Annotated in this window: 13 protein-coding genes; 3 read left to right on the top strand and 10 right to left on the bottom strand. The window is 61.6% G+C overall.

What is annotated here, in order from left to right; translation table 11 throughout:
* Window positions 1–223 precede the first annotated feature (223 nt).
* The 7 genes from BZL43_RS08140 to norR form a co-directional block, all read right to left on the bottom strand.
* Window positions 224–694, bottom strand: coding sequence for an SCP2 domain-containing protein (locus tag BZL43_RS08140; protein WP_095631834.1), 471 nt, complete (start codon window positions 692–694; stop codon window positions 224–226).
* Window positions 688–1,578, bottom strand: coding sequence for a U32 family peptidase (locus BZL43_RS08135; protein WP_095631833.1), 891 nt, complete (start codon window positions 1,576–1,578; stop codon window positions 688–690). Before BZL43_RS08135 ends, BZL43_RS08140 begins: the two co-directional genes overlap by 7 nt.
* Window positions 1,579–1,588: 10 nt before the next feature.
* Window positions 1,589–2,584, bottom strand: coding sequence for a peptidase U32 family protein (locus BZL43_RS08130; protein ID WP_095631832.1), 996 nt, complete (start codon window positions 2,582–2,584; stop codon window positions 1,589–1,591).
* A gap of 192 nt (window positions 2,585–2,776) precedes the next feature.
* Window positions 2,777–4,012 (bottom strand): gephyrin-like molybdotransferase Glp, encoded by a 1,236-nt coding sequence (gene glp / locus BZL43_RS08125; protein WP_095631831.1) that lies wholly within the window; start codon window positions 4,010–4,012, stop codon window positions 2,777–2,779.
* Entirely contained in the window at window positions 4,009–4,563 is a 555-nt protein-coding gene (moaB, locus tag BZL43_RS08120) for a molybdenum cofactor biosynthesis protein B (RefSeq protein WP_095631830.1), read from the bottom strand. Before moaB ends, glp begins: the two co-directional genes overlap by 4 nt.
* Window positions 4,564–4,789: 226 nt before the next feature.
* On the bottom strand, window positions 4,790–5,437 hold the full coding sequence (gene pdxH, locus BZL43_RS08115) for a pyridoxamine 5'-phosphate oxidase (protein WP_095631829.1): 648 nt from the start codon (window positions 5,435–5,437) through the stop codon (window positions 4,790–4,792).
* A 78-nt stretch (window positions 5,438–5,515) separates the two neighbouring features.
* Window positions 5,516–7,045, bottom strand: coding sequence for a nitric oxide reductase transcriptional regulator NorR (gene norR / locus BZL43_RS08110; RefSeq protein WP_095631828.1), 1,530 nt, complete (start codon window positions 7,043–7,045; stop codon window positions 5,516–5,518).
* A 154-nt stretch (window positions 7,046–7,199) separates the two neighbouring features.
* Here norR and ytfE point away from each other — a divergent pair, with 154 nt between their 5' ends.
* Entirely contained in the window at window positions 7,200–7,874 is a 675-nt protein-coding gene (ytfE, locus tag BZL43_RS08105) for an iron-sulfur cluster repair protein YtfE (RefSeq protein WP_095631827.1), read from the top strand.
* Window positions 7,875–7,949: 75 nt separating this feature from the next.
* Here the strand turns inward: ytfE and BZL43_RS08100 are convergent, their stop codons facing one another.
* Both BZL43_RS08100 and BZL43_RS08095 read right to left on the bottom strand, forming a co-directional pair.
* Window positions 7,950–8,387: a hypothetical protein gene (locus tag BZL43_RS08100; RefSeq protein ID WP_095631826.1), complete on the bottom strand. Its 438-nt coding sequence runs from the start codon at window positions 8,385–8,387 to the stop codon at window positions 7,950–7,952.
* Between the two features lie 28 nt (window positions 8,388–8,415).
* Window positions 8,416–9,606: an NnrS family protein gene (locus tag BZL43_RS08095; RefSeq protein WP_095631825.1), complete on the bottom strand. Its 1,191-nt coding sequence runs from the start codon at window positions 9,604–9,606 to the stop codon at window positions 8,416–8,418.
* Between the two features lie 617 nt (window positions 9,607–10,223).
* Between BZL43_RS08095 and BZL43_RS08085 the strand changes: the two genes are divergently transcribed.
* On the top strand, window positions 10,224–10,907 hold the full coding sequence (locus tag BZL43_RS08085) for a Crp/Fnr family transcriptional regulator (RefSeq protein WP_095631823.1): 684 nt from the start codon (window positions 10,224–10,226) through the stop codon (window positions 10,905–10,907).
* Window positions 10,904–11,098, top strand: a complete 195-nt coding sequence (locus BZL43_RS08080; protein ID WP_095631822.1) for a protein DnrP — start codon at window positions 10,904–10,906, stop codon at window positions 11,096–11,098. The genes BZL43_RS08085 and BZL43_RS08080 overlap by 4 nt, the downstream gene beginning before the upstream one ends.
* 198 nt (window positions 11,099–11,296) lie before the next feature.
* Here BZL43_RS08080 and BZL43_RS08075 read toward each other — a convergent pair whose 3' ends face one another.
* Entirely contained in the window at window positions 11,297–13,138 is a 1,842-nt protein-coding gene (locus tag BZL43_RS08075; RefSeq protein WP_095631821.1) for a nitric oxide reductase activation protein NorD, read from the bottom strand.
* Window positions 13,139–13,173: the final 35 nt, after the last annotated feature.

Raw genomic sequence — 13,173 nt, 5'->3', positions numbered from 1 at the left:
AGCGAGGGCATGCCGAGCCTGGGCGAGGCACCGTACGTCAGGGGCAAAAGCGTTTTGGTTACTTTCCGCCGGGCCGCGCAGGCTTTTCCAAAGTGACCCGCCGTAAGGGCGGAACCCTAAGCCGCCGTTACCGCAGAAATGGATATGCACTCCGACCAAAATATAGGTCGGCTATCAGGCCGCCATCGCAGGCAAGCCAGCTCCCACAGTTGAACGACGTCGATTACCCCGCCGCCAACCCCTTCCCCGCCCGCTCCAGATTGCGCCACAACCAAACAGGCAGCACATCAGGATCCAGACTGTCGATCAGATTCTTCAACGCCAGCCCCAACTCCGTATCACCCTCAATCACCAAACGCCGGCGAAAGAACAGCGTATCCGGATCCTCCTGACGACTCGCCAACAGTAAAAACTCCCGCCAGTTGCCACTGATCGTCACATGCGCCACGGCCTGCTCGGCAATCCGCAACCCATTACCACTGAGCGTCAGATACCAGGACAACCCCAGATCCGGAATCCGCAAGCACAACCAACGCCCACGTAAAACTTCAAACTCACCATCACGCAACGGCCCGGCGAGGCAGCGGTTCAGCGCCTGTTGCAACGCCAGCCGCTGCACGGCAAAAGGCACTCGGCGCACCAGCGGCAACAACCGGTCGGCACCTTTCAACAGCCACTTTTTTCGATTCAACACAGGCCGACCTCCTCGACACGCAGCATGCCGGCCTGGCCATGCCAATAACCATTGCACCCTTCGACGAACAGCGGCGGTGTCTCGCCCAGACGAACCCGCTGATAGGCCGCGACCACCTCAGCCATGCCCTGAGCACGAGGGCTCAAGCGCAACAGATCGGCACCGCAGGCCACCAGGCCGGAGTAATCGGCCAGCAGATTGGTCACCTCGGCCGACATTGTCTGAATACCATTGAGGGTGAACAGCGCCTGCCCTTCCTGACTGGTCAGCGCCAGGCCGTCGGGGTAGTTGATGCAGCAAAACTGGCAGTCATCCTTGGGCCGGTTTTCCGCCCGGGCCGTAAAGCAGCGGGCCGAATAGGCCAACGGCAAATGCCCATACGCAAAGATTTCAACTTCCGGCACTGCACGGCCCAGTTCGCGCACCTGCCCGATCACATCGGCAATCAGCGCCGCCGAACATTCCACCGGCGGCACCCAGCGAGTCATGCCGCTGTCGAGCAGTTGCGCCAATGAGTGTCCGTTGTACAGATTGAGGGCCGGGCCGCCCACGAACGGCAACTTGCGTTCGGCCAGGAAATGCACCGCGCCCATGTCGTTGGCTTCCACCAGCAATTGGCCGTTGTCGCATAGCCGACGCAGGCTGGAGAGTTCGGATGCCGCTTCGATCAGCGTAAGGCTGGAAAGCACCAACTGCGCCTGGCTGCATTCCTGCAACTCACGGCCCAGCCCCAGCCATTGATCCAATGAAAAAGCCCGACGTTTCGAACACACGGTTTCCCCCAGGTAAATCACATCCAGGGGCAAGGCCGACATCTCGGCGTAAAAGTGGCTGAGTTGTTCCTTGTCCCAATAAAACAGGACCGGTCCCAGGCTGAGTTTCATGTCCAATCCCTCATTGCCATGATCGATGATAAGCACCCAAGGTGGTCTGACTGCCTTCGGACAAACCGGCCAGCACCTGACGCCATTCCTCCTTGACCCGAAAACTGCCCGGCGCGCCACGATGGGCGTCCAGTGCCGCGCGCCAGACACGAGTGACTTGTTCGACATAGGCCGGGCTGCGTTGGCGGCCTTCGATTTTCACGGCTTCGACGCCGATGGCCGTCAGCTCCGGCAGCAAGTCCAGGGTGTCGAGGCTGGTGGGTTCTTCCAGCGCATGAAAGCGTTTGCCGCCGACCAGGAAACGGCCCTTGCACAAGGTCGGGTAACCGGCCGGCTCGTCAGGGGTGTAGCGATCGATCAGCACTTCGCTGAGGCGCGCGCTCAAGCCTTCGGTGTCCTCGCTCCAGCGCACCGCTTTGGCGGGCGAACAGACACCGCACAGGTTGGGCGACTCGCCGGTGATGTAGGAAGACAGATGGCAACGCCCTTCGGCCATGATGCACAAGCTGCCGAAACCAAACACTTCGATGGGCACCGGGCTGCTGGCAGCGACCTGGCGTACTTGCGCCAATGACAACACCCGCGGCAGCACCGCACGGCGAATGCCATAGCGCTGCGCATAAAACTCCAGCGCGGCGGCATGGGTCGCCGAGCCCTGGACCGACAGGTGCAACGCCAGTTGCGGATGGCGCTGACTGGCGTAGTCGAGCACTCCGGGGTCGGCGGCGATCAGCGCATCGACGCCGAAATCGGCGGCACGATCCACCGCTCGCTGCCAGCGCTCCCAGCCCTTGGGTTGCGGGTATGTGTTGACCGCGACGTAGAGTTTGCGTTGATGCTGACGGATATGGGCGACCGCGGCGTCGAACTGCTTGTCGTCCATGTTCAGCCCCGCGAAATGCCGGGCGTTGGTGTCATCGCGAAAGCCGACGTAGACGGCATCGGCGCCTTGACGCACCGCCGCTTTAAGCGCAGGCAGGTTCCCTGCCGGGCAGACCAGTTGCATGGGTAATCCTCATGAAAAAACGCAGTCCGGGGCCTAATCAGTCATGGTTGGAATGCGCTTGTGGCGTGCTCGCGCTGGACTGCGCAGCAGGCCTAAATAACAGGGCCGCTTCGCGATCCAGCGGGAGCAAGCTCCCTCGCCACACAGTCTAGCGAGACCGGCAGGCATGGCCTTGACGGCAATCAATTGCCATCATTGCATCAGGTCGGCGAAGGACAGGAACATCACGTTGTCGTGCTTGAGCACTTGCTGCTCGCACTCGATCACCGCCAGCCCATCGGCCCAGCATGCGGCGGTCAACATGGCCGAGCTTTGCTGAGGGTGCAGTTCCACGCTCAACTGGCCGTCGGCACCGGGCGTCAATCGAGCCCGCAGGTACTGCCGACGCTTGTTACGCTGCAACCAGTCGAACCCGGCGGGCACGGCCAAGGGCACCGGCAGTACGTCAGTCACGCCTTGGGCCCTGAGCAGGAACGGACGCACCACCACCAGCGCGGTAATCAACGCCGCCGAAGGATTTCCCGGCATGCCGATCCAGGGTTTGCCGGCCACTTCACCAAAGGCCAATGGCTTGCCCGGCTGAATGGCCAGCCGCCAGAAATCGACGTTGCCCAGCTCCTCGATCGCCTGCTTGAGGTGATCTTCCTCGCCCACTGACACGCCACCGGAACTCAACAGCAAGTCGCATTCCGAAGACGCCAGGCTCAACGCATGCCGGCTGGCCGCCAACTCATCGACCATGACGCCATAGTCGTGCACTTCGACGCCCCAGCCGCGCAACAACGCGGCGAGGCAATACCGGTTGCTGTTGTAAATCTGCCCCGGCGCCAACGGATCGCCCGGCTCACGCAGTTCATTACCGCTGCTGAGCAGGCACACCTGCAACGGTCGATAGACCTCGACCCGCGCAATCCCGGCACCGGCCAACAACCCCAGCTCTTGTGCGCGCAGGCGTTTGCCGGCCTTGAGCAACAGATCCCCGCGGCGAACTTCCTCACCCTCCTTGCGCACGTGATCGCCCGCGGACACCGACGGCAACCAGACGCGCTCGCCCTCGACCCGGCAGCGCTCTTGCGGCACGACGGTATCGGCGCCCGGTGGCAATGGCGCGCCGGTAAAGATCTGCACCGCTTGCTGCGCGAGCAAGGGCGCGCACGCTTGATCCCCCGCCGCAATGCGCCCGCCAATCGATAAACAGCCACCCGCCTGGGGCAGGTCAGCCGCCCTGAAGGCATAGCCGTCCATGGCACTGTTGTCCCAGGCCGGCAGGTTCACCGGGGAATGAATGTCCGCCGCCAGTACCCGCCCCATGGCTTGATCCAGACGAACCCTTTGCGCCAAGGGCGGTGGCGGTGCCTGGTCCAGCAGACGGCTGATGGCCTCGTCCACCGGCATCAGGTTGCCGAGGTCGCACACCCGGCCAGTCATGAGCGTGTCTCGCAGGCGTCGATGACCCGCTGCGCTTGCGGTTTCAGATGCGGGGCGAAATTGCATGGGCCGGTGCGACTGTCCAGTTGTTCGAGCAGGATCTTGGTCCAGGCCGTCCGGCAGGCACCCGGCGAGCCTGGAACGCAGCACACCAGTACGCCGTTACTCATGCCGGCCAATGCCCGGGACTGCAGGCTGGACATGCCGATTTCCTCCAGAGACACCTGGCGGAACAACTCGCCGAAGCCTTCCACATGTTTGTCCAGCAATGGCAAGACCGCTTGCGGGGTGTTGTCGCGAGCGGTGAAACCGGTGCCGCCGGTCATCAGCACCACTTGCACCGTGGGATCGGCGATCCACCGGGAAACGGTGGCGCGGATCTGATAAATGTCGTCCTTGACCAGCTCACGATCGATCAGCACATGCCCGGCTGTTTGCAGCAAATCCGTCAGGGTCTGCCCCGACGTGTCGGTGTCAAAGGTGCGTGTATCGCTGATGGTCAGTACGGCAATGTTCAGGGGTTCAAACGTGCGTTGCGCCAGATGGGCCATATCCAGGTCTTCCCGTAGATGAGGGTATGGCCCGAAGCCTGAACCGGAATGGCGAGCGAGCCTATTCCTCCAAGGAGGTACCTCGTCGGGGACATAGAGAGAATGTGCCGGACACAAAACCTGTGGGAGCGGGCTTGCCCGCGATGGCGATACTCGACTCAACACATGTATTGACTGAAATGACGCCTTCGCGGGCAAGCCCGCTCCCACACTGTCCCCATCGTGTTCAAGGCGCCAACCGGCTTCGCTTCCACAGCCCATCACGCAACCGGTAATCGAGGCGGTCATGCAAGCGGTCGGCCCACCCCTGCCAGAACTCCAGACGCTCAGGACGCAAGCAGTAGCCGCCCCAATGTTGGGGACGCGAGACGGCTTGGCCAACAAAGCGTTTGATGGTGTCAGCCAGCATGGCTTCCAGCGCCGTGCGATCAGCCAGCGGACGGCTTTGCGGTGAAGCCCAGGCGCCCAGGCGACTGGCCATGGAACGGGAATCGAAATATGCATCCGACAACGCCGGATCGAGCCTGGACACCTGCCCTTCGATTCGCACCTGACGCTCCAGTCCCGGCCAGAAAAACGTCATCGCCGCATAGGGATTGGCGGCCAGTTGTTGACCCTTGTCGCTCTGGTAATTGCCGAAAAAAGTAAAACCTTCATCGCTCAAGCCCTTGAGCAGCAGAACCCGACAGTGGGGCCGTCCTTCAGGGTCGACCGTCGCCAGCACCATGCTGTTGGCCTCGACAGGTGCGCACTCGGTGTCGCGGGCCTGCTGCAGCCACTGGCGGAACATTGCCAGCGGATCATCCAGCGCCACCTCCTCTCGCAGGCCATTGAGGGTGTAGTTGCGGCGCATTTGGGCCAGGGACAGGGGCATGGCGGTAATCTCCGGAAGGTTTTACGCAGTGTGCGAGGCACTGCGCAAAGCCACCTTGACCGCCATCAACACTGTCGCCTACTTGAGACGCAGCCGCCGCGCCAGTTTGTGCAGGTTGCTGGGATCGACTTCCAGAATCCGCGCGGCGCTGGCCCAGTTTTCCCCGGACAGGCTCAGGGCCTGGAGGATTTTCTTGCGCTGGTAATCGTCAACGGCTTCGCCCAAGGGCTGGAACGGCAGATCAGCGGTAACGTCCGGGGATGGCTCGACCGCCGCCCCCGATGCCGCCATCGCGCTGTCGAGATCGAGAATTTCAGGCTCCAGCGTCATGATCAACGCGCGACTCGTACCGCGACTGAGCTGCTTCAACGCCGCCCGGCTGATTACGTGTTCCAGTTCACGCACATTGCCCGGCCAGGTATAAAACAGCAGCGCGCGTTCCGCCGCTGGCGACAGGCGCAAACCACGCAGGCCAAGCCGCGCCCGATTGAGTTCAAGGAAATGCCCGGCGAGCATCAACACGTCATTACCGCGCTCGCGCAGGGGCGGAATCGGTACCGGGTACACCGAAAGCCGGTGATACAGATCGGCGCGAAACAAGCCGTCGCGGATGCTGTCCGGCAGGTGCCGGTTGGTGGCGGCGATGATGCGCACATCCACGTGCAACGGCTTGTCGGCGCCGAGGCGCTGGATCTCGCCGTTCTGCAGGGTGCGCAGTAACTTCGCTTGCACGCTCAAGGGCAGCTCTCCGACTTCATCGAGAAACAGCGTGCCTCCATTGGCGGCATCGAAGCGTCCGGCACGGTCACTGGTGGCGCCGGAGAAGGCGCCTTTGACATGGCCGAACAACTCACTCTCCGCCAGCGACTCCGGCAAAGCGGCGCAGTTAACGTGTATCAGCGGTTTGTGGTGGCGCCTTGAAAGACGATGCAAACGCCGGGCGAACAACTCTTTGCCGACCCCGGTCTCGCCCAACAGCAACACCGGCAGATCGGAGTCGGCCAGTACATCCAGCTCATTGAGCAACTGATGCAACACCTCACTCTGCCCCAGGATCTCGCCCTCCTCGACCGGCATTCGCAAATCCTGGGGATCGCTGCGGGACAGGCGCAAGCTACGGTTTTCCTGCTCGAGCCGGGTGACCCGCACGGCGGCTTCGATCTGCAAGGTGCAGCGTTTGAGCTCTTCCCGCGCCCGGCTGTCGAAGGTCCCGGCGTGCAGCGCATCGAGGGTGATCGCGCCCCAGATCCGCCCCTCGACATACAGGCTCACGCCCATGCAGTCATGCACCGGCAGCGGCTCGCCGATGTGGTTGTCGAGCAAGCCGTCGTAAGGGTCGGGCAAGCGACTGTCGGGTTCGAACCAGGTCGGCTCGCGCGACGCCATGATTGCCGCCAGCCGAGGATGCTGGGCAATGACGAAGCGGCGCCCCAATGCTTCATGAACCAGCCCCACCGTCGCCACCGGCCTGAGGCTGTCGTCATCCAGACGCAACAAGCCCACGGCGCCACTGTTGAAGTATTCGCGCAGGGTCTGGACCAATCGTTGCAACCGCACGGCATTGGGCAACTCGACGATCAGGTCGGCTGCCAGGCTTTCTCGCAGCATGGTAGTAATCACCCTCTATGGTTGGTTTCACCCTGAAGCATCGGGGTTTGTATCACCACAACTAAAAAATAACCGATGTTTTTCAATCAGTTGAATATGGCACGTCGGATGCAATGAGCCTGGGGAACCGTTGAAACCCAAACAAGGAACCCTGATGAGCCAGACCCTATTGGAACAAAGCCTCGGCCAACTGGCCTGCGACATTCCCGGTGCCACCCGGATCTTCCACACCTTCAAACTGGACTTCTGTTGCGGCGGGCATAAAAGCCTGCGTGAAGCGGCCCTTGGCAAAAACCTCGATCCGGTCCTCATTGCCGACGCCCTGAACATTCTGCAAGACGCCGGCGAAACCCAGCACGACTGGCGTAACGAACCTTTGGGACTGCTGATCGCCCACCTTCTGACGCGCTACCACGCCCGACACCGCGAGCAACTGCCGGAGCTGATTCGTCTGGCCCGCCGCGTCGAGCAGGTCCATGGCGCGCGCAGCAGTTGCCCCAACGGCCTGGCCGATCTTTTGACCGACATGCAGCAAGAGCTCGAAGGCCACATGCTCAAGGAAGAACAGGTGCTGTTCCCGATGCTGCAACAAGGCATCGGTGCTCATGCGGTTCCGCCGATCCAGGTGCTGCGCTTCGAACATGATCAACATGGCGAAGCACTGGAGAAAATACTCGCCCTGACCAATGACATCATCCCGCCTGCCGATGCCTGTAACACTTGGCGCGCCCTCTATCGCGGGCTGCAGGAATTCAAAGATGACTTGATGGAGCACATCCATCTGGAAAACAACGTGTTGTTCATCAATGCCCTCAACCCTCGTCATTGATCGATCGCCAGTCACCGCCAACCCGCGGCAGCCTACCGGTTGACGCGGGTCTGGTTTACCCGGCACCGCTCATGATCAACCGTGCCAATAGAACATCGCCTTGGCCAGGATCACGATCAATACCATGTGCCCGAGAATGCTGCGGCGAATCCAGCTGGCGCGAGTCACGGTCAGGCGCGCATGGGTCAGCCAATAAGCCAGCAGCAAGTAATGACCGATGATGCTCAGGGCCAACAGGATCTTGAGGCTCAGCAACGTGCCAAAACTGCTGGCCAGCGGCTGACTCAATGCGCCCCGGTACTGCCACGCCAGGCCAATGCCGGCGCCATACAACAGCAACACCACACCATGCAGCACCTTGCGCGAACGCATGGCAATCGCCTGATCGGCCGTGGTTTGCGCAGTATCCACCAACCGCTGGCGCGCGCGATGCCAGATGACCACCTCGAAAAACAGCGTGCCGATGAAAGCAATCGCTGCCAGCAAATGCGTGACCAGTAAAAAGGGATACATCAGCGCCAGCCTCTGTCAGTTCGCGTGCTCATCCCGGATGACCGTCGACCCGGGCCCGCAACAGCATCGGCCCATAACGCCAGGCATACAGCGCAAACGCCAGCGCCCAGCACAGGCCCGCCAGCCACAATGCCGGCAAGGGAAAGAACTCGACCAACACGACCCGGCTCAGGCACGCCAGGTTGAGCAAGATGAACGCCAGGGTCATGCCCGACGGCGGCTCCAGCGCACGGCCGGTATGCCCCAGGCTGACCCGAGCAATCATCGCCAACACCAGGCCGCCCATGGCCCCGATGGTCAGGCAATGCACCGCCAGGCTCGGATTGATCGGCACGCCGAAATGCCACAGCGCCATCCCGAGACACGCCACCGCCAGCCAGCCATAAGCCAGGTGCAGCGACCACAGCAACGGTACGTGCCAGAGTGCCCGGTCATGCCAGCGCACCAGTCGCACCAGATGCCCCGCCGCCAGCACCGCGAACAACAGGCCCACCCAGACAGTGGGGTTGAGCGCAGGTCCTGCGGCATATAACAACGCCACCAGCGGCGAGCCCACCAACAGCAATCTATCCAGCCAGGGCCAGGCGGCAACGCCTTCGACCCGGCCAAGGCCACGCTGGGTGAAGAACGGAATCACCCGCCCACCAATCAACCCCATCATCGCCGCCACCAGCCAGATGCCGCTCAGCACACCCTGGCGCTGCCAGCCTTCATGCCCCTCGACCAGGCCGTACAAGGACAACCCGTCGGCCACGGCCAACAACAGCAAGACCACCACAATCGGGTAGTTACGTTTCTGCCGCACCTTCCACAAGGTGAAACCCATGAGCACCGCCACCGCCAACGGGAACGCCAGTTCCAGCACCGCGAGCAACGGCCACGGCGCGTTGGCCAGCCAAGCCACTCGCGCCAATAACCACAGCAGCGTCAGAGCGGCCAACGGTTTGCCGCTGAGGCCGGGGCGACCGGTCCAGGTCTGCACGGCCGTCAGCAGAAAGCCCGCGATAATCGCCAAGCCGAACCCGAACAGCAATTCATGCCGATGCCAGCCCAGCCAACCGCCTGCCGGTTGCCAGTCGGACATCGAACCACTAAAAGCGACCAGCCACAGCGGAACGGCCAGCACCGCCAACAGGCAGCCGGCGAGGAAAAACGGCCGAAAGGCCAGCCGAAACAGCGGCGTGATGGCCATCGCTTTACGGCGGTCAAGCACTTGCATAAAACCACTCCTCTACCTTGTTGCCGACCTTTGCGCCCACCCGCAGGCGCCGAGGTAAATCCAGGGGCAATCATCGGGTATTACCGATTCCTTGCCGTTGTCGCAGATCAAGTGTGCAAGGGACGTGCCCCGATGGTCATTTGAACCTGCCTGGACAGGGAGAATGGTGACCCTGTGGCGAGGGGGCTTGCCCCCGTTGGAGTGCGAAGCGCTCCTGAAACCGGCATCCGCGGCGCGTCAGATAGAACCCATCTGCCGGTTTACGACTGCTGCGCAGCCGAACGGGGGCAAGCCCCCTCGCCACAGAAGTGATCGGTCGCCAGGGTAAAAATGACCATTTCAGGGCTATTTACACCCTGCAGAGCATAGTCTTTTTTACCCTCATGCTTGAGAACCCCCATAAACAAGGCCCTCCAAGCCTGGCCCGCGTCTTGCTCTGCATGGGCAACCTTTCAAAAATCCTGGATCCCTTTCTATTACCCGGAGTCGTCATGAAAAAAGTCATCCAGCCAGTGGCCTGGTTTGTTGTGTTGACCTCGATCCTGGCCCTGGCCAGTGGCGTTTCCCTGGTTCTCGTCTGACCTGTCCTCCCTTCTCTGTCTTCAGGATGAATTCCCATGGTGCTTCATCGCGTCCATCACCAGATTCTGCGCAGTCATCACTTGTTCGAGCCGTTGAATGAAGAACAGCTGGATGAATTGATGAGTACCAGCCACTTGTTGAGCATCGACAAAGGCGAGCCGTTGTTTCGTCAAGGTGAGCCGGCCGATTCGTTCTATTTCATCATTGCCGGTGCGGTGAAAATCTACCGGCTGACCCCCGATGGGCAGGAGAAAGTGTTCGAGGTCATCAGCGATCGGCAAACCTTCGCCGAGGCGATGATGCTGATGGACACCCCGAACTATGTGGCCTCGGCCGAAGCGATCTGCCCTACCCAGCTCTACCGGTTATCCAACAGCACTTACATGCGCCTGCTGCAGAACAACAGTCGGCTGACCTTTGCACTGCTGGGCAAGCTCTGCGTTCGCTTGCATCAACGGGTCAATGAAATCGAAACCCTGTCGCTGAAAAACGCCACCCACCGGGTCGTGCGTTATCTGCTGACGCAACTGGTGCGCCAGCAAACCGTTGACAGCCAATTCGAGCTGCCGATGGCCAAGCAATTGATTGCCGGGCATCTGTCGATCCAGCCGGAAACCTTTTCGCGGATCATTCGCCGCTTGATCGATGAAAACATCATCACTCAGGACGGCCGCCAGATCGCCATTCTTGATCGCCTGCGCCTGGAACAGTTCGAGTGAGTGCCATGTCCGTCTGCCTGTATTGCCAACACGCCAACCCACCACAAAAGATCGAGTGCCGCCAATGCGGCATGCCCCTGCCGGCACTGGCCGAACATGCCGAAGAACGTCGCCAGCGTCGATTCATGTGGTTCTGCGTTGGCCTCACGATCTTTTGCGTGACGATGTTTTTCTGGCTACCGCGCAGCTGAAGACCGCACATATCCCCTGTAGCAGCTGGCGCAGCCTGCGTCCCTGTAGCAGCTGCCGAAGGCTGCGTTCGGCTGCGAAGCAGTCGTAATCCTGAGCCCACGGTACTACTGAAACACCGCAGTGAATGGTTTTACGACTGCTTCGCAGCCGAACGCAGGCTGCGCCAGCTGCTACAACGACGCAGGTGGTCAAGGACATCACGGTTGAGTCAGCTGGCGGTACAACTGCGGCAAGCGCAGCGGCAACTGTTCGGGCTGACGGATCAAGGTGTAGCCATTGGCACCGAACATGTACGGCAGGTAATCCCCGGCCTCGCGGTCGATCGTGATACAGAACGGCGTCAGCCCCTGACGCCGCGCCTGCAGCACCGCCTCGCGGGTGTCTTCGACACCGTAGCGCCCTTCATACAGGTCCAGATCATTCGGTTTGCCATCCGTGAGCAGCAGCAATAGTTTGCTGCGCCGCTTGCTCGTGCCCAATAGTTGCGTGGCCTGTCGAATGGCGGCGCCCATGCGCGTGTAATACCCCGGCTTGAGCCCTTGAATGCGACCTCGGGTGGTGTCGTCATAACGCTGGGTGAACGCCTTGAGTTCCTGCATGCGTACTTGCTGACGGCGCAGCGAGGAAAACCCGTACAGGGCGAAATCATCGCCCAACACCGACAAGGTTTCGCCGAACAGCAGCAGGCTGTCGCGGATGACATCAATCACTCGATGCTCATCGTTCAGGTGGGCGTCGGTGGACATCGACACGTCGGCCAGCAACAGGCACGCCAGGTCGCGGCGGGTCTGCCGTTGCTCCATGAACAGACCCCGTTCGGCACACTGGCCATGCTCGCGCTCAACGTGAAAATCCAGCCAGGCCTGCATGTCCAGCTCAGAGCCCTGGGGTTGCTGGCGTAACCATTGGCGATCGTTGCGCAGGTGCTCGAACTGGCGCCGCAAGCGGTGCGCCGAAGCCTTCAATCGTGAAGGCAACGGCTGTGCCTCGCAGTCGCGGGGCACCATTATTTGCAGGTTGACGAAGCTGTTCTGCATCTGTTGTTTGCGGTAGTCCCACTCCGGCAACTTGATGCCCTCGCCCAAGGGAATATCGTCGACATCGGCCGGTGGCAAATCCAGGTGCAGCTTAAGGCCGCCGCCCTTGCGCAGACGGGTGCGCGACAGGGTCAGTTCATCCAGATCATCGGCGACTCGGGCGGCGTCCGGGTCTTCGCTGTCGTCCGACCAGCGATCCAGATCCACGTGCTCGGTCCAGCTGAACAGGTTTTCCAGGCGCACCACCAACAGCCCGCCATCGCGGGTGCTTTCATCGATCCGTGTTGCGCGTTTACGTCCGCTTTTCTGTTCGCCGGGCAGCGTGGTCAGCGACTCTTCGGATTCATCGCCCAGATCCGCGGCCTGCGGGCTGGCGAGGTTTTGCGGCGGATACAACCACAGCGGCAGCGGCCATGCGGCCCGTTCGCTGCGGGGGAAATGCTCGACACTGCCCGGTTCGCGCAGCGCCTGGCGCAGCGCCCGTTCCAGTGCGGCTTCGCTGGGGTTCAACGAGGCCGGATCGGGGCGCAATTGCAGATGCCCATCGACCAGTCGTTTGTAACGAGCACGCAACGCGGGATAGCGTTGCAACAGCTGCTGCGTCCAGCGTTGATTGTCCCGCCCCCAGTGGCGCATCGGCCCGGCCTGTGCCGCCAGCAAGGCGAGCCAGCGATAAAGTTCCTCGTTCAGGGCGACTTCAGGGAACACCGCCAGGCTCGATGGCAGCCGCAAATTATTCGCGTCACACCACGCCAACGGCACTTGTTTGCAGGTGCCGGCGATCTGCTGCAACACATTTCGGCGCAGCAGCAGATCGCGGTCGCTGGCCGCTTCCACACCGATGCCATTGGCGCCGCCCATGGCGCGAAACAACAGCGCCAGCGGGCGTTGCTGGCTGGCCAGTTCAACCCGCGCTTCAGGGAAGTCCGGGCTGGCACGCCGGGTGATGAAACGATGCCAGACACTGCCTACCCACTCTTCCAGTTCGACGGTAAACGCCATGATGCTTGCCCTTGCTGGAAACCAAAAAAACGGCC

Source organism: Pseudomonas sp. PICF141 (genome assembly GCF_002286815.1).
Lineage (GTDB): Bacteria > Pseudomonadota > Gammaproteobacteria > Pseudomonadales > Pseudomonadaceae > Aquipseudomonas.
This window is presented reverse-complemented; position numbering and strand designations above follow the sequence as displayed.

Excerpts from the sequence above, each read along its gene's own strand:
- pdxH (WP_095631829.1), bottom strand. The coding sequence starts at position 5,437 with ATGCCCCTGTCCCTGGCCCAAATGCGCCGCAACTACACCCTCAATGGC.
- glp (WP_095631831.1), bottom strand. The coding sequence starts at position 4,012 with ATGACTGGCCGGGTGTGCGACCTCGGCAACCTGATGCCGGTGGACGAG.
- BZL43_RS08085 (WP_095631823.1), top strand. The coding sequence starts at position 10,224 with ATGGTGCTTCATCGCGTCCATCACCAGATTCTGCGCAGTCATCACTTG.
- norR (WP_095631828.1), bottom strand. The coding sequence starts at position 7,045 with ATGCTGCGAGAAAGCCTGGCAGCCGACCTGATCGTCGAGTTGCCCAAT.
- ytfE (WP_095631827.1), top strand. The coding sequence starts at position 7,200 with ATGAGCCAGACCCTATTGGAACAAAGCCTCGGCCAACTGGCCTGCGAC.
- moaB (WP_095631830.1), bottom strand. The coding sequence starts at position 4,563 with ATGGCCCATCTGGCGCAACGCACGTTTGAACCCCTGAACATTGCCGTA.
- BZL43_RS08130 (WP_095631832.1), bottom strand. The coding sequence starts at position 2,584 with ATGCAACTGGTCTGCCCGGCAGGGAACCTGCCTGCGCTTAAAGCGGCG.
- BZL43_RS08100 (WP_095631826.1), bottom strand. The coding sequence starts at position 8,387 with ATGTATCCCTTTTTACTGGTCACGCATTTGCTGGCAGCGATTGCTTTC.
- BZL43_RS08135 (WP_095631833.1), bottom strand. The coding sequence starts at position 1,578 with ATGAAACTCAGCCTGGGACCGGTCCTGTTTTATTGGGACAAGGAACAA.
- BZL43_RS08095 (WP_095631825.1), bottom strand. The coding sequence starts at position 9,606 with ATGCAAGTGCTTGACCGCCGTAAAGCGATGGCCATCACGCCGCTGTTT.
- BZL43_RS08075 (WP_095631821.1), bottom strand. The coding sequence starts at position 13,138 with ATGGCGTTTACCGTCGAACTGGAAGAGTGGGTAGGCAGTGTCTGGCAT.